The sequence below is a fragment of the Dolichospermum sp. FACHB-1250 genome (assembly GCF_014696335.1).
Classification (GTDB): domain Bacteria; phylum Cyanobacteriota; class Cyanobacteriia; order Cyanobacteriales; family Nostocaceae; genus Dolichospermum; species Dolichospermum planctonicum.
Genome location: NZ_JACJPZ010000011.1, coordinates 1 through 20,843, shown reverse-complemented (window position 1 = coordinate 20,843; position 20,843 = coordinate 1). Strand labels below are relative to the sequence as shown.

Annotated in this window: 20 protein-coding genes; 14 read left to right on the top strand and 6 right to left on the bottom strand. The window is 37.3% G+C overall.

Going from position 1 to position 20,843, the window contains the following annotated elements; genetic code table 11:
- Nucleotides 1-155: 155 nt before the first annotated feature.
- Nucleotides 156-431 carry a transposase gene (locus tag H6F39_RS05640; protein WP_370539367.1) on the bottom strand — a complete coding sequence of 92 codons (276 nt, stop codon included), beginning with the start codon at nt 429-431 and terminating at the stop codon, nt 156-158.
- Nucleotides 432-1,018: 587 nt separating this feature from the next.
- On the opposite strand from H6F39_RS05640, the gene H6F39_RS05635 reads away from it, so the two are divergent.
- Both H6F39_RS05635 and H6F39_RS05630 read left to right on the top strand, forming a co-directional pair.
- Nucleotides 1,019-1,951, top strand: a complete 933-nt coding sequence (locus tag H6F39_RS05635; protein WP_137909275.1) for a UDP-glucuronic acid decarboxylase family protein — start codon at nt 1,019-1,021, stop codon at nt 1,949-1,951.
- A 63-nt stretch (nt 1,952-2,014) separates the two neighbouring features.
- The gene (locus tag H6F39_RS05630; protein WP_190396359.1) at nt 2,015-3,406 is read left to right on the top strand and encodes a UDP-glucose/GDP-mannose dehydrogenase family protein; all 1,392 of its coding nucleotides are present in this window, start codon (nt 2,015-2,017) and stop codon (nt 3,404-3,406) included.
- A 111-nt stretch (nt 3,407-3,517) separates the two neighbouring features.
- Here the strand turns inward: H6F39_RS05630 and H6F39_RS05625 are convergent, their stop codons facing one another.
- Entirely contained in the window at nt 3,518-4,312 is a 795-nt protein-coding gene (locus H6F39_RS05625; RefSeq protein WP_137909277.1) for a DUF2993 domain-containing protein, read from the bottom strand.
- A gap of 247 nt (nt 4,313-4,559) precedes the next feature.
- Between H6F39_RS05625 and H6F39_RS05620 the strand changes: the two genes are divergently transcribed.
- Nucleotides 4,560-5,024: a DUF1524 domain-containing protein gene (locus H6F39_RS05620; protein ID WP_190396383.1), complete on the top strand. Its 465-nt coding sequence runs from the start codon at nt 4,560-4,562 to the stop codon at nt 5,022-5,024.
- Nucleotides 5,025-5,103: 79 nt separating this feature from the next.
- Here H6F39_RS05620 and H6F39_RS05615 read toward each other — a convergent pair whose 3' ends face one another.
- A complete protein-coding gene (locus H6F39_RS05615; RefSeq protein WP_137909279.1) occupies nt 5,104-6,879 on the bottom strand; it encodes an alkaline phosphatase in 1,776 nt (591 codons plus the stop codon).
- 79 nt (nt 6,880-6,958) lie between these two features.
- On the opposite strand from H6F39_RS05615, the gene psb28 reads away from it, so the two are divergent.
- The 4 genes from psb28 to H6F39_RS05595 all read left to right on the top strand — a co-directional run bounded on the left by psb28 (nt 6,959) and on the right by H6F39_RS05595 (nt 10,768).
- On the top strand, nt 6,959-7,294 hold the full coding sequence (gene psb28 / locus H6F39_RS05610) for a photosystem II reaction center protein Psb28 (RefSeq protein ID WP_137909290.1): 336 nt from the start codon (nt 6,959-6,961) through the stop codon (nt 7,292-7,294).
- Nucleotides 7,295-7,395: 101 nt separating this feature from the next.
- Nucleotides 7,396-7,899, top strand: coding sequence for a molybdenum cofactor biosynthesis protein B (locus tag H6F39_RS05605; protein WP_137909280.1), 504 nt, complete (start codon nt 7,396-7,398; stop codon nt 7,897-7,899).
- Between the two features lie 194 nt (nt 7,900-8,093).
- On the top strand, nt 8,094-9,032 hold the full coding sequence (locus tag H6F39_RS05600) for a DUF3365 domain-containing protein (protein ID WP_190396358.1): 939 nt from the start codon (nt 8,094-8,096) through the stop codon (nt 9,030-9,032).
- Between the two features lie 86 nt (nt 9,033-9,118).
- Nucleotides 9,119-10,768 (top strand): mechanosensitive ion channel domain-containing protein, encoded by a 1,650-nt coding sequence (locus tag H6F39_RS05595; protein WP_190396357.1) that lies wholly within the window; start codon nt 9,119-9,121, stop codon nt 10,766-10,768.
- Nucleotides 10,769-11,039: 271 nt separating this feature from the next.
- On the opposite strand, the gene mraY is transcribed toward H6F39_RS05595, so the two are convergent.
- On the bottom strand, nt 11,040-12,140 hold the full coding sequence (mraY, locus tag H6F39_RS05590; protein ID WP_190371561.1) for a phospho-N-acetylmuramoyl-pentapeptide-transferase: 1,101 nt from the start codon (nt 12,138-12,140) through the stop codon (nt 11,040-11,042).
- Between the two features lie 94 nt (nt 12,141-12,234).
- Complete coding sequence (locus H6F39_RS05585) at nt 12,235-12,474, bottom strand: DUF3134 domain-containing protein (RefSeq protein ID WP_028082645.1); 240 nt, start codon at nt 12,472-12,474, stop codon at nt 12,235-12,237.
- 257 nt (nt 12,475-12,731) lie between these two features.
- On the opposite strand from H6F39_RS05585, the gene H6F39_RS05580 reads away from it, so the two are divergent.
- The 7 genes from H6F39_RS05580 (at nt 12,732) to H6F39_RS05550 (ending at nt 19,775) form a co-directional block, all read left to right on the top strand.
- On the top strand, nt 12,732-13,322 hold the full coding sequence (locus tag H6F39_RS05580) for a PAP/fibrillin family protein (RefSeq protein WP_190396356.1): 591 nt from the start codon (nt 12,732-12,734) through the stop codon (nt 13,320-13,322).
- A gap of 211 nt (nt 13,323-13,533) precedes the next feature.
- The gene (locus H6F39_RS05575) at nt 13,534-13,743 is read left to right on the top strand and encodes a photosystem I reaction center subunit IV (protein ID WP_137909285.1); all 210 of its coding nucleotides are present in this window, start codon (nt 13,534-13,536) and stop codon (nt 13,741-13,743) included.
- A gap of 275 nt (nt 13,744-14,018) precedes the next feature.
- On the top strand, nt 14,019-14,852 hold the full coding sequence (locus tag H6F39_RS05570) for a DNA-formamidopyrimidine glycosylase (protein WP_137909286.1): 834 nt from the start codon (nt 14,019-14,021) through the stop codon (nt 14,850-14,852).
- 296 nt (nt 14,853-15,148) lie between these two features.
- Complete coding sequence (locus H6F39_RS05565; RefSeq protein WP_190396355.1) at nt 15,149-15,364, top strand: NAD(P)H-quinone oxidoreductase subunit O; 216 nt, start codon at nt 15,149-15,151, stop codon at nt 15,362-15,364.
- A gap of 198 nt (nt 15,365-15,562) precedes the next feature.
- On the top strand, nt 15,563-16,249 hold the full coding sequence (locus H6F39_RS05560; RefSeq protein WP_190396354.1) for a hypothetical protein: 687 nt from the start codon (nt 15,563-15,565) through the stop codon (nt 16,247-16,249).
- 56 nt (nt 16,250-16,305) lie between these two features.
- On the top strand, nt 16,306-18,237 hold the full coding sequence (locus tag H6F39_RS05555; RefSeq protein ID WP_190396353.1) for a P-loop NTPase fold protein: 1,932 nt from the start codon (nt 16,306-16,308) through the stop codon (nt 18,235-18,237).
- A gap of 2 nt (nt 18,238-18,239) precedes the next feature.
- Entirely contained in the window at nt 18,240-19,775 is a 1,536-nt protein-coding gene (locus H6F39_RS05550; RefSeq protein WP_190396352.1) for a DUF1802 family protein, read from the top strand.
- On the opposite strand, the gene H6F39_RS05545 is transcribed toward H6F39_RS05550, so the two are convergent.
- Nucleotides 19,772-20,227, bottom strand: a complete 456-nt coding sequence (locus H6F39_RS05545; RefSeq protein ID WP_190371564.1) for an NADAR family protein — start codon at nt 20,225-20,227, stop codon at nt 19,772-19,774. The two genes, H6F39_RS05550 and H6F39_RS05545, sit on opposite strands and share 4 nt — an antisense overlap.
- Nucleotides 20,228-20,843: the final 616 nt, after the last annotated feature.

The following is a 20,843-nucleotide window of genomic DNA, read 5'->3' as shown; positions in this document are numbered from 1 at the left end:
CATGGTTTGTTTAAGTCCTGTTCTCAGATACTCAGAAGAGCGGGAAGTGTCAAAAACTTCATCATCATTACGTTTTCATCAGTAATAGCATTAATAGCTTCATCGGCTACTAAATTTTTTTTACGGTTTAGATTTAAGCGGTTAAGAGTCCGTGATCAGCTTGATACACTTACCTCTATTCCTTTACTCTCTTTGATTATTTCCTGAATTTCTCGCAAGTATATATCACTTTTCTCTGTGACTATTTTCTTTAACAATTCTTGATTCTCACTTAGAATTTTCGAGCGCCTATCTCCTCCTTGAGGCTTGGCAGTTATTTCCGATGTCTCTCGATATCGACGCAAAAAGTCACGGATGAAAGATAAACTAACTTTGAATCGTTCCGCCAATTCTCTTTGTGTACCTTCTTTATTTTCCCAGGCACTTAATATCTTTTGTCGTAGGTCTATTGAATATGGGGCTATTTCTCAATAATCTTCTTTTTTACATCTTTATAATTTTACCATTCTTGTGGCGGGTTTGATCTTAAATTGCTGTAAATGAAGGTTTTATGTTTTAGGTTACTCAAAACGACGGGAAGGAAGAAATAAAAGATCAAAAAATTTGGCGCGGGCTGACAAAGAAATGGTATAATTGCCGGAAATTGTTTATGCAGAAACGAACCGAATCTATCCTACGGGTAAGTCATTGGTTAGCATAATCATAATTACATACTATTTAGCGCGTTATTCAATGCTTGTACTTACTAAATTTGGAGCAACTGGGATTTTCAATCATAGTTTAGTTCTTTAAATTTAACTTGATTTAAAAAAACAGGATCTTTTGCTTTAAGACTTGATAAAGTGTCCTTGTGAAAAACCTTGTGAAAAACCTTTTGGTAAGAAAATATGCAATAGACAATTAACGTCCAACTTAAAAGCCAGACAGGAACTTTATAAATAAATATGTTTTTTGCTATTAAAATAGTATAAAAAACATGGCATTGGTGATCAAAGTATAGGTTAACAAGGGAGAAAATATGAGAATTTTAGTGACGGGTGGTGCGGGGTTTATTGGTTCTCATCTAATTGACCGATTAATGAATGATGGTCATGAAGTCATTTGTTTGGATAATTTCTATACAGGAAAGAAACATAATCTCCTTCAATGGTTAGATAACCCTAATTTTGAACTGATCCGTCATGATGTCACCGAACCAATTCGCTTAGAAGTTGATCAAGTTTATCATCTGGCTTGTCCCGCTTCTCCAGTGCATTATCAGTACAACCCGATTAAAACTGTGAAAACTAATGTTATTGGAACACTCAATATGTTAGGTTTAGCTAAACGGGTGAAAGCCAGATTCTTATTAGCTTCCACCAGTGAAGTGTACGGAGATCCAGAAGTTCATCCCCAAACGGAAGATTATCGAGGTAGTGTCAATCCCATTGGTATTCGTTCATGTTATGACGAAGGGAAAAGAATGGCGGAAACCTTAGCATTTGATTATCACAGAGAGAATAAAGTTGATATTCGCGTCGCCAGAATATTTAATACCTATGGACCGAGAATGCTGGAAAATGATGGGCGAGTAGTCAGCAATTTTGTCGCCCAAGCATTACGAGGGATTCCTTTAACTGTTTATGGTGAAGGTCAACAAACTCGCAGTTTTTGCTATGTTTCTGACTTAGTAAATGGATTAATGCGATTAATGAATGGTGAACATACAGGACCTATAAATCTGGGTAATCCTGATGAATACACGATTTTAGAATTAGCTCAAGCTGTGCAAAACTTGATTAATCCAGATGCAGAAATTAAATTTGAACCCCTACCTGCTGATGATCCCCGTCGTCGTCGTCCCGATATTACGAAAGCACAAACTTTATTAAATTGGGAACCTACTATTCCCCTCCAAGATGGGTTAAAGCTAATGATCGAAGATTTCCGTCAACGGTTTCAACAGGTTTAGTAGTGCTAAATTCCCTTGATTGACTTGATTCACTGACAATTTTAAAAAACAAGGATTTCAAAAATGCGTGTTTGCGTAATTGGTACTGGCTATGTAGGTTTAGTTACGGGTGCTTGTTTAGCTCACATTGGTCATGATGTCATCTGTATAGATAACAACGAAGAAAAAGTAAAATTAATGAAGTCTGGCCAGTCGCCAATTTTCGAGCCAGGACTCTCGGAAATTATGCAATCTGCCATTAATAGTGGTAATATTCAATTCTCTAGTGATCTCGCGGCTGGGGTTGATCATGGGGAAATTCTGTTTATCGCTGTGGGAACTCCTCCTTTACCTAATGGTGAAAGTGATACTCGCTATGTAGAGGCTGTGGCTCGTGGTATTGGCGAAAATCTCAATGGTGGTTATAAGGTAATTGTCAATAAATCCACTGTCCCCATTGGTTCTGGTGACTGGGTAAGAATGATTGTTTTAGACGGGATTGCGGAAAGACAAAAAACATTTGTGGCATCTGTTGATACAATTGGAGACAGTAAATTTTCTGGAGTTGCTAATGATTTTGATGTGGTGAGTAATCCAGAGTTTCTACGGGAAGGTTCGGCAGTTTATGATACTTTTAATCCTGATCGGATTGTCTTAGGTGGAAATAGTGAACAAGCCACCGGCATGATGAAAGAATTATACGCCCCCATTGTAGAGCGCAAATTTGCCGCTGATCAATCTTTACCTCCTGTTCCCGTTCTGGTGACAGATTTAAGTTCCGCAGAAATGATCAAATACGCGGCTAATGCCTTTTTAGCCACTAAGATTAGTTTTATTAACGAAGTCGCTAATATTTGCGATCGCGTGGGTGCGGATGTTACCCAAGTAGCAAAAGGCATAGGTTTAGATTCCCGCATTGGTAGTAAGTTCTTACAAGCTGGTATTGGTTGGGGTGGTTCATGCTTTCCTAAAGATGTTTCCGCCCTCATTCACACCGCTGGTGATTATGGCTATGAAGCCCAACTGATGAAAGCTGCTGTCAGTGTCAACGAGCGCCAACGCTTAATTGCTTTAGAAAAACTGCAACAAGCTTTAAAAATCCTCAAAGGTAAAACTGTGGGCTTACTCGGTTTAACCTTTAAACCAGATACGGATGATTTACGGGACGCACCTGCATTAATCCTCATTGAACAACTTAACCGATTGGGAGCTAAAGTTAAGGCTTATGACCCCATTATCTCCCAAACAGGAATGCGTCATGGTCTTTCCGGTGTATTAGTAGAAACCGATTCAGAAAGACTAGCAGATGGCTGTGATGCTTTGGTACTTGTCACTGAATGGCAACAGTTCAGCACTTTAGACTATGGGAAGATGGCAAAATTGATGAATCACGCAGTGATGATTGATGGTCGTAATTTCCTTGATCCCCAAACCATGATCCGGGCTGGATTTCAGTATGTGGGTGTAGGTAGGTAAAAAAGGCAGCAGGGGGGAATTTTCTGATTTTCTCCTGACTTTTCCTCTAAAAATTAAATCGCCGCCCAGTGGAATCTGGACGGCGTTGATTTTTTTCAATTTTAAGAATTGTTAAGAACTGCGCGGAATTCGTTCAATTTCTGCATAACCACTAAAAATCAATCTTTGGCCTTCTGTTTCTAAACGATTTAGTCGCATTTTTACCCCATCTAAATCAAAGCGATCTAAATCAACCATATTATCCAAAATTTCTACCAATGCCACACTTAAAGTCTGGGAAATTTCCCGTTGTGCTTCTGGAACTCCCTCAAGTTCAATCTTAGGGTCTTTGAAAGAAACCCGCCTTCTTCTTTCAATCCCAATACCAACGGTCATACTTAGGGGTATGAGTTCACCATTTTTTAAGTCGGCTGTGGCTACTAAATGTAAACGATTTTCAGGTAATAGCTTGATTTGAACTTCGGTAAAGGAAACCGGTTCACCAGCAGATATTTCCATCAGAGTTGGTTCAGAAAGGTTCAGCAGCCGCTTTTTCACCAGTTCTGACTCAAAAGCCCGATTAATACCTATTTCTGATAAAATCACCTGGGCTACCGCTTGGGTGGGTTGTTTGAGATTGAGTTTACCACTTAAAACCGAGCCGAAGTCAATGGCTACCGCGTCGGTTTCAAAGGACATTTCCTCTACTGCGAAGTCTTTACGAATTACCAAGCCACGACCGTTCATTTTAAAGCTGTCAATGCTGCCTTGCAACAGTTTGCTGGAGGGGTAGCAGCGCACAAAGACTTCTACCGACTCGCTTTGGGTAAACAGGTGGCGAATCGTTTGGCTGGCGACTGTGTTGAGCATTCGCTCTCCCCAATCGGTGCTTTTGGGATCTGTTAAACCAGTGAGTCCGCCGAACATTAGGTTTTAGTCTCTAGAAGTTCTTTATATTTTTGTAACAAATTGTGAAGAATTATGCAAGCGATCCCTTGATTTAATCTACTAATGACTTAGAACAGGATAACTGATGGTTCTTATTTGGTTAATATCTTATTAATTTCACTATATATGTTAATAACACAGGTGTTGATATAATCAGTTATGTAATGTACATAAAAAACCATGAAGGCCACTGAAACCAACTTCCTCAAATTTCTAGAGGGTAAACATCAATTTATTATACTCATCTACCGATGAAGAGTTTCATAGACAATTCGTAATTAAAGACATTTACAACTTCCGTAGTTATAAGTATCTATTGCGTAAACTGGAAAATCATGGGCGGAAAGAGTTGGTAAATATACAGGAATATCAGGTTGAACATATAATGCCACCAAATCCCCATTTATCTCTAGAATGGCAGGAAGATTTAGGAAAGAAATGGCCAGAAATTCAAGCCAAGTATCTGCACAATATTGGTAATTTAACTTTAACCAGATATAATGCTAAATTGAGAGATCGCTCATTTATAGATAAGCGAGATGAAAAGGATGGTAGATTTGCAGATAGTCCTCTACATTTAAATAGAGGCCCACAGCATCTGAAACAATGGAATGAAACAGAAATCAAAAACCAAGCAGCATCATTAGCAGAAATTGCTGTTAAAGTTCGGACTTTTCCATCTGTAAAATAAGTTTAAATAACTAACATCAACATTTAGCTGCGTTGGGTTGATAATCCGGGATCACTTGATATTATATTACCTTTTCTCCCTATTTCCTATTCCCTATTGCTTTTCGTTGAGTCTGATAAATGTGAATTTGGTCTACTAAACCCGCAATACCAGGAATATCATAACCATAAAGCCGAAAACCCTTACCCACAGAATTAGTTAAAACTTCTGAACCTTTACCTTGATAATACACAGGAACTGGACGATTCCCATGATTTCCCCAACCATATTTAATCTGGGGATTAGAACCCCAAAAATGACCCGCTTTTATAGAATCGGATTCAGCGGTTAAAGTTTCTGCACCTTTTTCTTTGAGTAATTCAGAAAAATTAGGATTTAAAGTGAGATAATGATCATGGTCAGCAGTGACAATCAGTAGATTATTTTCCCAACCACCATTATTTTTAATCCAGTCAATTGTCGTTTTCACAGCTTTGTCAAAATCCAACACTGTCCCAATCATATTATCTATATTATCATCATGGGCAGCCCAATCAATATCACCACCTTCTACCATTAACCAAAATCCATCTTGATCTTTCGATAAAACTGCTAAAGCAGCTTTAGTTAAATCATTCAGTGTGGGATTTTCATTAATTTCCTTCGCAATAAAAGATTTATCAGTTTCTCCAACCAGTAAAGGCCGAACTGTATCCGGGTTTTTTCCTTGAGAACTAAACAGGGAAAAAATACTCAAACCCGTATTACTATAATCTCCATTGGCCGTACTTACAGGCAGATTTCCCTCTTGTCCCCTAGCTCCATATAATCCTAACAGGCGATCGCCCATATTTGGATCTAATTTAGCCGCAGTCAGTGCTAATTTTTCAGCCGCATCTTTTCCCCGTTCTAAAAATGTGTAATGATAACGGTTTTGATTGGGGTTCTTACTCAACTCTGTATAAGTCGTTTTTGTGATATATTCAAATTTAGTCGGAGGTTCTACACCCGTAGGTAAAGGTTGACTATTAGCACCCGTAAGCGGATGACCACCACCTAAAATTACCGTTGGTTGATATATACGAAGTTCCTGCTGGAGAATATTATCTAAGGTCGGGTAATCACCATCATATTTATTCCGACGATTAACATTAGCTGCTGCTGCTCCCGGTGTAGCATGATCTACAGGAACAGAGGTAACAATTCCCGTAGATTTACCATAATTAGCCGCAGTTTTCAGAATAGTTTCTAAGGGTTTTTCCAAAATATCAACGGAAATAGCGTTATTATAGCTTTTTACTCCCGTGTACAAAGTAGTTGCTGTATTGGCCGAATCAGGATAACTATACTTAATATATTCGGGATCATTACCAGGTGTCCAAGGATTTATTCCCCCCCGTTGGGGATCATAACCCACCAAATTACCTACCGCATTGGGATGAAGATTTTTTTCTCCCCCAGATGGTGTATTTCCGGGATTAAATTTGGGTTGGAATTTAAACCCTGGTAAAATGGGACTAGCGCCTGTAATCGGATTAGAACCAGATAATGCGGAATTATTTGTGCTGAAAACCCCATTACCAGGGGCAATAGTAGTACCATAGGTGGTAGCGAGAGCATAATTATCCAGAGTTTGAAAACTTAGTCCTTCCCCCCGACCAGAATTGTAATTATATCCTTGCGCTATAGCCCCAGCACGAGCCATTTCCCAGCCCATACCGTCCCCAATCATCAGGATCACGTTTTTAGTTTTTGTGACAGGTGTAGCCGCCTGAGAATTGTTAATCAGGGTGATTAATATACCAGCTACAATGATCAATGCTACAGATAATAAACGGCGTTTATATCGAACTTGTGAACTAGATTTGATGACCATCGGTGAAATGCCTGCTATAAAATTGCTCTATGATGAGAGAATATTAAAAAATGCAATCAAAACTTTAGATTTACTTATCATGGCGAAAATTCAGTTTGCTAGAGGTATTGAGGAAACAGTAGTTCCAGATGTCCGCTTGACAAGAGCAAAGGTAGGTGATAGTAGTACAGCAACATTTACCTTCACAAATCCTGATATCTTGGCACAAGACGGTAAAATCGAACCTACTGGACTTTATTTAATTGACGAAGAAGGGGAAATCAAGATTAGTGCAGTTCAGGGTAAATTTGTCAACGGTAAACCAGAATCTTTAGAAGCAGTTTATGTTATGCAGTCTAAAGAAGAATGGGATCGGTTTATGCGGTTTATGAATCGTTATGCTGAAGAAAATGGACTAGGATTAAGCAAGTCTTAATTGTCAATTGTCAATTGTCAATTGTCATTAGTTGTCAATTGTCAATTGTCAATTGTCAATTGTCAATTGTCAATTGTCATTGGCTAAAGAGTAAAACACTTATGGAATTTCCACCACACGCAAGCTACAAAGAAATTTCTGTGAATTGTGCAGTTATTACCGTCAGTGATACCCGTTCCCCAGCTACAGATAAAAGTGGTCAATTAATTAAAGAACTACTTTTAGCTGACCATCACATTGTCGGATTGTATCAGATTATCAAAGATGAGTCAAGAGAAATTACAGCCCAGATGGAAGTTTTGGCTGAATATCCTTGTATCAGCGCTGTAATTTTTAATGGGGGAACGGGAATTGCTCCCAGAGACACCACTTATGATACCTTAGAAAAGTTATTAGAAAAAACTTTACCAGGATTTGGGGAATTATTTCGGTTTTTAAGTTATCAAGAAATTGGTTCACGGGCTATGGCTTCCCGCGCTGTTGCTGGTGTTTATCAAGGTAAAATCATCTTTTCTCTTCCTGGTTCTAGTAATGCTGTGCGACTGGCTATGGAAAAGTTGATCTTACCGGAATTGGTGCATTTGGTCAAACAGGTAAATGTTTAGAACAGGGAATAGGGAAACCCCAACTCCGCACCCCGCACTCCACCAAAAAACTTGTTCAGTAAACTCTGAAATGAACTTTTAAAACATATTCGTACTCCCCTTGACTTGTGAACGATTTTTCAGATAAAATCACACAGCATATAAACTTAGTTACTCAATACGTATTTAAAATTCAGATCAAATTTGTATTTTGTATGAAACAACTTCAAACAAGACTTACCCTGATTATATTTAGTATTTTCTTGGCAGGGTGGATTATTTGTGGGTGGTCAATTTGGTCACTAGAGTACAATGGTGCTAAAAAAGATGTTATCCGTACGGCCACATTGCTTTTAGATACAGCAGAGGTTGTTAGAGATTACACATTAACTAAAATTCAAACTCAATTTGCTCTGCTTACGCAAGATAAATCACCTCAGGATGTATCAAATTCAGCGGATAAAAATCAAGAATTACCTGATTTTAATAGAGTCACTGTTCCCTCCTATGCTGCTCAACAGATTTTGAATCAACTAGGGGAAAGGAAGGAAAACAAAGGGTATAGCTATAGAGAAAGTGCCATTAATCCAACAAACCGCAAAGATTTAGCGGTAGGGTGGGAGGTTGAAATAATTGAATATTTTGCCAAAAATCCTAATATCAAGGAAAAAATAGGTGAGCGACTGGATTTAATAAGCGGTCAAAAAACGCTTTATATGGCCAAACCAATTCAGATTACTAATTCCAGTTGTTTAGTTTGCCATGGTAAACCGGAAAATGCTCCTCTTTCTCTGATCAAAACCTATGGTAGTGAGAATGGTTTTGGCTGGAAGCTAAATGAAATTGTCGGCACAAGGATTATTTCAGTCCCCACAGTCGTTCAATATCACGAGGCTCAGGAGTCTGTTGGGTCCTATTTATTAGCGATCGCCAGCGTGTTTTTAGTAGCATACACCACAGTCCTTCTGATTATACAGAAATGGATTACCAAGCCTCTAGATACCATTACTCACCTACTGGAAGAAATTAGTCTGCATCAGTTAGAGAAGTCTCAACTCCCAGAAGATAAATCCAATTCATTAAACCCACTGAACAGAGCAATTAATCGTCTTTTAATCAGTCTCAATAAAGCCTTAGAAGCACCTAAAAAATAAATTTACATAGGTTACATTGTCCAACATGATTAACTGATTTTAAATCAGCCCTTGTTAAAGTTATTATTGGTGATTGTGGAGTCTATATGAAAAATTTTCTAGTTCTTTTCCAAGTTGCATTGACTGGATGTCTGTTATTTGCTTATGTTGTTGTTTTAAACAACCCCCAACAAGTTTTTCCCATAGTCTTATACGGCTTGAAAATTGCTGTATTGATCAGCATTAGCATGGTTATTGTTAATGCCGTTTCTTTCTTATTAATCAATTTTTGGTTAACTCGTAAAAAAAGAACGCGTCCATCAAGGTTATTGAAATTAATAATCTCAGTTTTCCTGTATCTGATCTGCATTTTTATTATTCTGCGTATTCTCGGTCAGGAAACGACAATGTTTTTCACTACTTCTGCTTTATTTACGGCAATTGTTGGTTTTGCAATGCAAGAACCTCTAGGAAATTTCCTTTCTGGCGTTTTTCTTCAGATTAACCAACCGTTTCAAATTGGCGATCAGATTCAATTTCAATTTCGGGGATCAAAAGAAGTTGTTGTAGAAGGAGTTGTGGAATCAATAGATTGGAATTCAACAGATATCCGTCTCAACTCTGGTGAAATTACTTACATTCCTAATGGGTTGATCGCTAAAGAATTGGTTAAGATGATCGACTCTGGTTCAGTCTGTCGAACAGTGGATTTTACAATTTCTGCCAAAGTTCCGCCGAATCAGGTGATGGATACTGCGTGTAAGGCAGTAATCAACCAACCTCTGCCAAACATTAATCTTGACAAACCCGTGTTTGTCAGAATGTGGTCTTATGGGCTAGAGGAAGTGAACTATAAATTGTTTTACTATCCCAAAAACTATAGTGAAGCCGAAAACCATACAGATCCAGAAATTCGCTGTCGGATTTGGTACACTCTGAGTCGTACTAGCATGGGAAGTGAGTATCAGTCCACCGAGAATGAACGTCTGTTGCAACTTGTTAGCAACATTGAATTTTTTAGAAATTTAACTGTCGAGGCTCAAAGCCTTCTGGTAGAACATTCTAAAACTTTGCTGTTTGATGCGGACGAATTGCTTGATTATCAACATCTTTTGTCCCCAGCAATGTTCCTGGTGGTAAGGGGTTGTGTGGCCATAGAACAAAAATTAGTCCCGAATTTAGAAACAGTTACCTTTAAACCCGTTAGTCGTCAACCTCAGAATCATAACCAGTCTAGCTACGCTCTCAAACCAATAGTAATTGAGCAAGTTGCCTCTGCGTTAGCTAAGTACATTGGTCCTGTTGCCTTCTCCCTGACCTACCAAACAGCTAAAGAAGTATCATCCCTTTATTGGCTGTATGCAAGTTTAGCTGCTGAGATTGAGAATATAGACCAGAGGCAGGAATTTCTCGGCTACCAACCAGATGCTCCGACAGAAAAATTCCTGATAGGAGATTTCTTTGGAGAGATGAATCTTTTCTTGGGAGAACCATTACCATCCATGAAAATTATCACAGTTGAAGATACGGAGATTCTTGCCCTTACCCCTGCCGCAGTTGCAAATGCCCTTCATCATGACGGGATCTCTATCAATACAATGAGCCAATATATTGCTCAATATCACCACAATTACTTAAGTGGAACACTACAGGAAGTTTCCTCCAGGATTTTAAATCAGAATGGGATTTCAGAGCAAATGCAGGAACACTTGGAACCCTATTTTCGCCGTTTATTAAACCCATTAGTAACAAGTTAAAGAAAAATTGGTTTTGTCAATTCCCTACGGTCTAGTTATAAAACTCTTATTTGATTTTTGAACCTTGAGTTGTAGTAGGCTTTACTTGTTACAGCAGCTTAGTGATTAGACGTAAGTAGCAAATATTTTGTTTCTATCTGGCAAAATATCCAAATAGTCCTACTTACGTCCCGGACAGAACCCTCAATCTCAAAATAAAAACAACTGCCAAATTTGGAGGTTTTGAATTTGTTTTCCTGGTTTTCCTGAAAAATCTGATGATTAAATCTGGTTATTTTATGCTGATAATACAAACAAAAGCGAGAACAGCAGCAATCATATAAAAAACTGCCACTACTTGTAATTCTGACCAACCAGTTAATTCTAAATGATGATGTAAAGGAGCCATTTTAAATAATCGCTTACCCTTACCGTCTGGTCCTTTGGTCGCTTTATAATAACTGACTTGAGCCATTACAGAAAGGGTTTCTACAAAGAAAATCCCACTCAGGATAAACAGTGCTACTAAAGAATTTGTCACAAGTGCGACAGCGGCTAAAGCCCCACCCAGGGCTAAAGAACCAGTATCACCCATGAAAACACTAGCTGGGTTGCGGTTATAGGCTAGAAATCCTAAGCAGCTACCACTGACAGCAGCACAAAAAACCATCAAGTCGGGAGCAGTTGGAGCAATGATCACACCTAATGCAAAAATAGCGATCGCTACTGTTCCGGCTGCTAAACCATCCACACCATCTGTTAAATTAGTAGCATTGCTCTCCGCGACTAAGACAAAACCCGCTAGAGGCCAAAACAATAGTCCTAAAGGTAAAGATAAACCCGCCCAAGGCAAATGGATATTAGTTATGCTAAAATCACCTTTAAGCATCAGCCAGAAACAAAACAGCGCCCCAAAGATAACTTGTAAAGCCAACTTCGTCTTAGGAGATATGCCTTTATTTGATTTACGTCGCAAAATTTGCCAGTCGTCTAACCAGCCAATTAAACCGTAACTCAGAGTTAACGCACAAACCGCAACTACATCTTGAGAAAAGTTAGATAGTATACAAGCAACTACCACAGCTACAGGTATAAAAAATATACCCCCCATCGTGGGAGTTCCTGCCTTTTTTAAATGTGCTTGAGGTCCATCTTCCCGGATAATTTGCCCGGTTTTTAGTGCTTGTAAAATAGGTATTACCCTCTGGCCAAGCACACCCACAATTAGAGCAGACAAGAAAAGAGGCAAGGTTAAGGAGGTAGGATACCAGGGATTCCTCTGCCCCACCCAATCCAAAATCAAGGAAGTTGTAGTTAGTAACATTGTTAGCATTGAGGCTAACCTAATTCCCGAAAAATTCAAACCTTGGTTAGGAGATAATTTAGCGTCCACAAAAAAAATCCTTCACTCCACACTTAAAAAACCTAAATCAAACAATATTGCCAATATTTTGATTTTGGGTCGCTAGTTCCCAAAATACTCACACCTAATCTTCCTCGATAGTTATATCATCGTCGTCATCGTAATCAATATCACCAATTCCGTCGTCTGCGATCAGAAAATCGGATATTACTTCTACATCTTCGCGGGAGTCTGTTTCATGGACTTCACGGGCTATCAGTCGGCCACTTAGTCGCAACCAGTCCAACATTGAGGATTCCTGTTTGACGGGAATAACCGCTGCTCGTTGGTTTCTGGGCGCTTCACGGAGGGGAGAATCTAACATATCAACAAACACACCTAAGGGTTTATTTAACTAGACATTAACAGTCTATCATTTGATACGAGTTATTTTATCCTTCATTCAACTCTTTAATTGCTTGATCCGAATTAAACAAAATTTTTATCCTTTCGGTGGGGTTATTCACTTAATTACGGAATAGTAGCTAAAAAGTCCAGATTTTAGAGTTGTATCTTTATAAATAGAGGATATTTATATCTCCTTGATACTGTTTAATTATGTATACTCTTGAGGTAAAAACAATGATAGGCAAGTCAAATCTCATAGATGTAATTGCGGGAACAAATCGCGGTTTATTAGTCAATGCAGCACAACAACAAGCTATTTTAGCAGCGATCGCTAACTTAGAAGATTTTAATCCTACACCACATCCCCTAGCAGCTAGTAATTTACTAGAAGGCAACTGGCGACTACTATACACCACAAGCAAGGCTTTATTAAACATAGATCGTCTGCCATTTTTTCAACTCGGTCAGATTTACCAATGTATTCGGGTAGAAACTAACAGTGTTTATAACATAGCTGAAATTTATGGTATTCCTGCCTTAGAGGGATTAGTCAGCGTTGTTGCTAAATTTGTACCAGTATCACAATCTCGTCTACAGGTTAAATTCCAGCGTTCTATCATTGGTTTACAGCGTTTAATTGGCTATACAACACCAGGAAACTTTATCCAACAAATTGAATCTGGACATTTTCAAAATAAACTAGCTTTTGATTTTCCCATTCAAAGTCAACAACAACAAGGTTGGTTAGATATCACTTATCTAGATGATGATCTCCGTATTGCCAGGGGGAACGAAGGTAGCGTTTTTGTATTAAGTAAGACATAAAACATTTTGCCAGAAGTGTTCGCCAATGAACTTACCCTATTATGCCTACTATGTCAAGAGGTTATTGACCAGATTAACAACTCATTACCCATCAAAACCGACCAATTTGACAAATAACTTAACAAAACCCAAGGACACGCCTCTGTTGTTGTAGAGTGAGAACAATCAGCCCTAATTTACGGCATTCATTCTTCAAAAGGGAAGATACATCATGGTTCAACGTGGTTCTAAAGTCCGTATTCTCCGTCCTGAGTCCTACTGGTTTCAGGAAGTTGGTACAGTCGCTTCTATTGAAAAAAGCGCCATCAAATACCCTGTAATTGTCAGATTTGACAAAGTTAACTACTCTGATGTTAGTACTAACAACTTTGCTGTAGATGAATTAATCGAAGTAGCACCACCCGCTGCTAAAGCAAAGTAAACAGCCAACCGACAGGGATTTGATTAAAAGTAGCCTACGCTAACAATTAATCATATCACCAGGACTTACGCAGAGTGTCAATGATAGTCTTCATGGTGTGGCCATAAACCCCATTCTCGCGGTAATTCATCAATTAATTACCGCTACTCTCTTTGTGTTTTGCGTAAGTCCTGATTTGACTAGATTTTGGGCAGATGTTATCACTCAAATCTAGTGAAATCTTTTATCTATTAAATACTGAATTATACATTTTTTTTAAAATATTATTGACTTTCATGCCTGAATTGCCCGAAGTTGAAACAGTCTGCCGAGGTTTAAATCAATTCACCCTGAATCGAGAAATTACGGGTGGAAATGTCTTGCTAGAACGCACTATCGCCTATCCATTTCCTGCTAATGAGTTTATTGATAAAATTAAAGGCACTAACATAACTACCTGGCATCGTCGAGGCAAATATCTTATCGCTCAACTTAGTCCCCATTCTTTCTTAGGTGTTCATTTGCGAATGACTGGTCAATTATTATGGGTAGAGCAAAATCAACCTTTACATAAACATACCAGAGTCCGCTTATTTTTGGGCGAAAGTCATGAATTGCGCTTTGTTGACCAGCGCACTTTCGGGAAAATGTGGTATGTTCCTGATCAGATGGCTGTAGAAAGCATTATTACAGGTTTAGCCAAATTAGCTCTTGACCCCTTTGACCCAGAATTTACAGCAGAGTATTTTGCCAGTAAATTAAAAAAATCCCGTCGTCCTATTAAAACCGGATTATTAGATCAGTCGGTGGTGGCAGGATTAGGTAATATTTATGCTGATGAAGCTTTATTTAAAAGTGGTATTTTACCGACAACCCTTGGTATAGAATTACAAATTCCCCAAATTGAACTGTTGCGAATTGCCATTATTGAGGTTTTATCAGCTAGTATTGCTGTAGGAGGGACGACTTTTAGTAATTTTCTCAGCGTTCAAGGCGTTAACGGTAATTATGGCGGTGCAGCTTGGGTTTATAATCGGGCTGGCAAACCTTGTAAAATTTGTAGTAACATCATAGAGCGAATTAAATTAGGTGGTCGTTCTAGCCATTTTTGTTCTCATTGTCAAAAATAATCATGTTTTGCACCAAGACCCAAAGACTTCCCCAAAATTTGCAAATAAATAAAAAATAAAACCGCGAAAAAAGAGAATTAGGGGGTTGACAATGCCTTTGAAATCTGTTATGGTATAGTAGACGAGGAAGAACTACGATATTATAATTTAATATATAATAATATATAATAACTTGCCGCCCAGCGGTTGACTTGAAAATCAGCGGTTATTTGTTTTAGTGAAAGAAATTAGCCTTGGGTTAAAGTTACAAGATAAAATTTGCAGTGAAGGCGTTTATTTTGGAACGAAGGTAACTTATGGCTGTGAAAAAAGGGAATATGGTTCGCGCTATTCGGGAAAAGTTGGAAAATAGTCTGGAAGCTAAAGCTAGTGATTCCCGCTTTCCTAGTTATTTATTTGAGACTCAAGGGGAAGTTGTTGATATCAAGAGTGACTATGCTTTGGTTAAGTTTGGACGAGTACCAACGCCAAATATTTGGTTAAAATTAGAACAGTTGGAAGAGTTCGTTTAATCACTCTCAAGTCCCCTCCAGATCCCCGACTTCTTCAAGAGGTCGGGGATATAATTACGTATATTTGCGGTTTATTTTTGTTTTCATAATTTTCAGCGATATGTGACGAATATTGAGAAAATTAACGATATTTTAGCTGTGGTTGCATAAAAAACACAATCCTTATTATAATAATTCAGTCATTTAACACACATCATCATGAGTTCAAAGAATAAGGATTTACAGGGGAGTTACGCTAAAACTCGCTTACTGCTTGCATTGTGGGAATTAGGAGCAAATGAACAGAAGGTAGCTAAGGGTAAATTAGGCAAGCGGGTGGTGTCTAAGGGTCAGAAAATAACCGACTATCAAGGTATTTTAGAGGATTTGCAAGAGCAGGGAGCTATTACTATCCTTAAAAAAGGATCAGCAATTAGTTATACTCTGAATTCACCAATAGGTTTAGATGTGTTAGGTGCTGGTTTGCGTAGTGATGAGTTTGAGTTTGAATCAGGTAAGACTATAGGAACTTGGGTAGCTAATGCGTTATTGCGGTGGTTTCGTCAGTTTGGTGTGGTTGTAAACAAGACCGTCGTATTAGATAATGGGGTTAAGGTTGAGGTAATTGGTTCTTATGAAGAGTTTAAATCTGTTGCTTTGGCTGTTTATGACAAATTGAATAAGGATTACAACCTAGATGATTTAGTACCTATTTATCGCATTAGAAGAGCAATAGGTGAACAAGTTAGTCGTGAAAAATTCAATCAATGGCTCGTAGAAATGCAAGCTGATGATATTTTGCAGCTAATTGCCGGAGAAATAGCAGACTTTACCTCTGATAAACGCGAAGATTCGATTTCCATAGCAGGTACACAACTACGTTCTTACGCTAAACGCTTGATTTAATCAAATTATCCCCTTATCCCCACAGTTTTTAGTCCCTCGCACCAGACAAAATTACCATGACAAATAGCCCTCTTTCTTCTATGGAGTCCATTAACGCCGCCATTAACAGTCATAATCCATTTACTAACGCTGGGATTGTTAAAGAACAAGATGTTTGGGGAAAAGGAGTCCCGGACGTACCCACATTAAACGCTCATGCTTCTAATCAAGTTTTTAAAGCCATTCAATTTGTTCGTAACAGTAAATCTAGTCAAGATAAAGTGACTTCAATTGCTATTACTGCACAACAGGGAGTTGGGAAAACCCATCTTTTGAGTCGTATTCGTCATGAACTAGAAAAAGTGGGCGGTGCTTTATTTGTTTATGCTGGTGTTAATAACTATACAGATTTGAATTTAGTTAAATATCAATTTCAGCAAACTTTAGCAGATAGTCTGAGTAAAACTGGTAGCCAAGAAGTCATGCAATGGCAAGAAGTAGCCGCAGCAATGGCCAACGAAGGTAGAGAAAATACTGTCAGTCCAGCAGTGTTAGTCAAAAGATTTGACATAGCTTGTGAAAAAAATAAAAACTTAATGAATAATCTGCAAAAACAGGTTATTAAAAATAAACCCAATACAGACCCCTATATTCTTAGGGCTATTCTGTGGACACTTTCAGAAACTCAAGCTCCTTATGCGATTAAATGGCTATCTGGTGAAGAATTAGCTCAAGCAAATGCTGATGAATTGGGATTACCTAATTCTAGTAAAACTAATCAAGATCGGGAAGCTGAGGCTCTCAAAAATATTCAACAAATTTTGAATTTAGTGGGTTTTTATAACTCAATTGTTATTTGTTTTGATGAAATAGATGTTAAAAACAACTCTACTGATGATGGTTTACCTACAGAAAGTGTAATTGCTAATTTTGTGAAAATTCTCCATGATACTTTGGTAAATTCAGACCTGAGCCAGGGTGTGGTGATTCTCACAGTAATGCTACCAGAAACATGGAGAGATAAAGTAAATTCTTTGCCCGGAGGTACACCTGATAGAATTTCCAAATTTACACAACGTAAACCGCTAGACTTAAAATATATTAGCGGTGATTCCATGGTGGAATTAGTGACTATTTGGCTACAGGATTATTACAATGCAAAGGATTTAATTCCTCCTGATCCACTTTACCCATTTACAGAAACCGAACTGAAAGAATATGGAAAGATAAATAAACCAAGTGTTAGGGAAGCTTTGCGGTGGTGTGCAGATAACTTTAAGATTGAAACCGAGCCACTTCCAGATGATCCATTTACAAGATTTGAACTGGCATTTACAAGGGAAGGTGAGGTAAAGTTTGAGGAATATATAGAAGATAGTTCTCGCATTGCTGAAGCCCTATATTTTGGCTTTAATACTTTAAAGGAAAAAACTCTAGAAGAGGTAATGATTGTCGAAATTACAAACGATGTTCAACCTAAAAGAAAAAATAACAATTTTATCAACTTCAAAATTATTGGCAATGAAAATGGTAAACAAGTAAAAATTGGTGTAGCAGTTGTTCAAGATTCTCAATCTACATTAAATGCGTGTTTAAAACGATTGAATGACTATCATACTTTTGATTTAACCCGTGGTTGTTTAGTCCGTTCTGAATCCAAAATAAAACAAATGAAAAAAACGGCAGCAACATTTAGTTTACTTGAGGAATTGATTAAATACAAGGGGGGAGAAAATGTAGATTTAATAGAAGATCAAATTCGTCCACTTATAGCCATATTAGCTATTTATCAAAAGCGGCAAAATTATCAATTAACAGAAGAACAAATTTTTGATATTATCTCTAAGAATAATATTACCTTTGATAATCTGTTATTAAGAGAAATTTTAAGTGATCCATCTGGTGAAATGCCTGAATTTGATGATGGTCTGGGCGGATTATTTGATGATAAAAATGATAATATTTCAGAAGTTGATGATGAAGGTGGTTTAAATGATTTATTGGGTTAATTATGAATAAATCTGTTTCAATTTATAACGCTTTATGTTTACCTGCTCCTGATGTTGATGCTTTAATACAAGGGCGAATTATTGCCGCGATTCCTCGGACATTGCTAGATTTTGGTAAAACATTCGCTCTCTATCCTGTAGAGATATCTACAGCAGAAATTAATAAATATTACCATCCAAATTTTTTACCCATTGCTAAAACTGCATGGGAAAAATTTCATACCCCCGGTATTTTATTACAACCTGAACAACTGAGTTTAATACCAACTCAAAAACAGTTACAACTACCGTTATCGGAAAGTAAAGTTTTAATTAAAGCATGGGCTAAATGTGAACTTTGTCAAATGCCAGATCAAACAAAACCATTAGATATTTTATCTCAATTAACCATCTGGAAACCAGAAAAATTTAAGGAAATATTACAAAAACATCCGCATTTTTTCCTAGCTTATTTGCGGGTTTATCATTTAGATAAACCTGATGAAATTTCAGCCATTCCTAATATTCAAGATAAATTAGGTAAATTTGTCAGTTTACCTAATATTTCCGCTTCTGAAGCTAAACCTGTATTAAATGATCAGGTATTTATTCAACGCAAACAACAATTAGAAAATCTAGAACCTCCTTTACATCCTGAACTGGAAGAATTACAAACTGCATTATCACAAATAGCCAATAATAACCCAGCAGCACAAGAATTAGAAAATGAAATCAAAGTATTTTTAGGTTGGAGTAATGCACCAATTATAAATATCATAGATGCTGATTTAGCTTGGATAAAAACCATTGCAGCATTAGGAGATAGAAGTATAGAATTAGAAGAGAAAAAAAATAATTATCAAGCGGGTACAGACTTTGAAAATATCTCTCGTCAAAGTTTAGAATTTTTAGGATTTAATGTAGAAAATGCTTATAAAGGAGGTGCGGGAGGTTTAGATTTATATTGTTCTCAACCCTATCCTTTAATGTGTGAATGTAAAGCAGGTAAAAGTATTCCTAGTGGTACGGTTCAGGAATTAATTAAACTTGGTGGAATGCACTTAGGTACACAACAATTTATCAACTCTGCAAAATTGGTAATAGGTCCAGGTAACGCTACCTCATATACTCAGAAATCAGCGCAACAATGGAAAGTCAGTATTATTAAAGCCATGACATTACAAAAATTAGTAGAACTCAAAGCCAAATATCCAGGTGCGATAAATTTACTTGAATTAAAACAATACTTAGAACCAGGACAAATTGATGATAAAATTAACGAATATATTGCTAAAATAGAAAAAGAGATAAAATTGCGATCGCATATTATCCAACTCGTCAAAAGACATCTAGAAAAAACAGGTGCTAAAGATGCTCAAGTTGGTAATCTTTGTATAGCATATCTTTATGATCATCCACCACAAAACCTAGAAGATAGAGAATTATATGATATTCTCATAGAACTATCATCACCATTAACAGGATATTTGGGAAGAATTAAAGAAGATGATTGGAAAAAAGATCGCTTTTATTATCTCCGGGATTTACCAATTAATTAAAAATAACTAATTCTCCGTATTTCCCCACGTACACTCATCAGAATTTTACCGAGGTAATTTTCCCCTGTACCATCAGCACCACAGCCCCAAAAATAGTCTATAGGTGAATCCTCTATTAAGATATTATCACCTGTTAATAACAATATCTCCCTAATATCAGCATGAGTCATAAACTTTTGTAGTACCCCAACCCGCATAACTTGAGTTTTTACCAATTCCCAATCTAGACGCAGACAACGAGAATCACAACGCCCTAAAGCAGCAGCTTGTTCAGGAGTAGCAGCAGCGTGAATTAAAGGTATAATTGGAGCATCTGGACTACCAACAAACTTTTGTGCTTGATAATAATGTTCAACAGTTGGCCAGTAAGTACCTTCGATATTAATACCGTGAGCGGAAAAATTAGAAAAACAGCCATAGGGGTCGGAAACCTTATAAAAGTAAATAGTCATGGGAAAAATTCTCTTTTATACTAAATTAGCAAAATTAGCCATGATCAAAATAAATAATCGGAAATAATAGGTATAGATACTGGGAATTTTCAATATTTAATAAAAATCAAATAATAATCAGAATATTTTTCTCAACTACCCAAATTTTTAAAGAAGTCGGACATCTCCAACCTACCAGCTATAATACAGCAGTTTCCGATATTATGAAGTACAGATATTAATAATAAACTCTTGTGGTGCGGGCATCTTGCCCGCACAAGGTGTACCTCACTCAAAGCTACTTGCTGTATATAGAAACAGTGCTATAAAAACATCTAAACCAAATTTTGAATTAGCAATAAATAGTCGTAATTATTTTATAACTTACCTACAAGTTAAGGAATAATCAACCATAAAGAAACTTTCACCGCAACTGTTCCCCAAGGATAGAATTTGATTCCGTCAAATAAGACGACATTGAAGATATTGAATTTATTGGTCAATCTTTTCGCATTTCCTGTTAATACAGCAGTTTCCGAAGTTATGAGGTACAGTTAGTAATAATAAAGATAATACTGTCATGAAAGCATATTCAGTGGATCTCCGAGAAAAAATAGTTGCAGCCCATATTGAGGAA

Coding starts and splice junctions, on each gene's coding strand:
- H6F39_RS05635 (WP_137909275.1), top strand. CDS start 1,019: ATGAGAATTTTAGTGACGGGTGGTGCGGGGTTTATTGGTTCTCATCTA.
- H6F39_RS05630 (WP_190396359.1), top strand. CDS start 2,015: ATGCGTGTTTGCGTAATTGGTACTGGCTATGTAGGTTTAGTTACGGGT.
- H6F39_RS05625 (WP_137909277.1), bottom strand. CDS start 4,312: ATGTTCGGCGGACTCACTGGTTTAACAGATCCCAAAAGCACCGATTGG.
- H6F39_RS05615 (WP_137909279.1), bottom strand. CDS start 6,879: ATGGTCATCAAATCTAGTTCACAAGTTCGATATAAACGCCGTTTATTA.
- psb28 (WP_137909290.1), top strand. CDS start 6,959: ATGGCGAAAATTCAGTTTGCTAGAGGTATTGAGGAAACAGTAGTTCCA.
- H6F39_RS05605 (WP_137909280.1), top strand. CDS start 7,396: ATGGAATTTCCACCACACGCAAGCTACAAAGAAATTTCTGTGAATTGT.
- H6F39_RS05600 (WP_190396358.1), top strand. CDS start 8,094: ATGAAACAACTTCAAACAAGACTTACCCTGATTATATTTAGTATTTTC.
- H6F39_RS05595 (WP_190396357.1), top strand. CDS start 9,119: ATGAAAAATTTTCTAGTTCTTTTCCAAGTTGCATTGACTGGATGTCTG.
- H6F39_RS05585 (WP_028082645.1), bottom strand. CDS start 12,474: ATGTTAGATTCTCCCCTCCGTGAAGCGCCCAGAAACCAACGAGCAGCG.
- H6F39_RS05580 (WP_190396356.1), top strand. CDS start 12,732: ATGATAGGCAAGTCAAATCTCATAGATGTAATTGCGGGAACAAATCGC.
- H6F39_RS05575 (WP_137909285.1), top strand. CDS start 13,534: ATGGTTCAACGTGGTTCTAAAGTCCGTATTCTCCGTCCTGAGTCCTAC.
- H6F39_RS05570 (WP_137909286.1), top strand. CDS start 14,019: ATGCCTGAATTGCCCGAAGTTGAAACAGTCTGCCGAGGTTTAAATCAA.
- H6F39_RS05565 (WP_190396355.1), top strand. CDS start 15,149: ATGGCTGTGAAAAAAGGGAATATGGTTCGCGCTATTCGGGAAAAGTTG.
- H6F39_RS05560 (WP_190396354.1), top strand. CDS start 15,563: ATGAGTTCAAAGAATAAGGATTTACAGGGGAGTTACGCTAAAACTCGC.
- H6F39_RS05555 (WP_190396353.1), top strand. CDS start 16,306: ATGACAAATAGCCCTCTTTCTTCTATGGAGTCCATTAACGCCGCCATT.
- H6F39_RS05550 (WP_190396352.1), top strand. CDS start 18,240: ATGAATAAATCTGTTTCAATTTATAACGCTTTATGTTTACCTGCTCCT.
- H6F39_RS05545 (WP_190371564.1), bottom strand. CDS start 20,227: ATGACTATTTACTTTTATAAGGTTTCCGACCCCTATGGCTGTTTTTCT.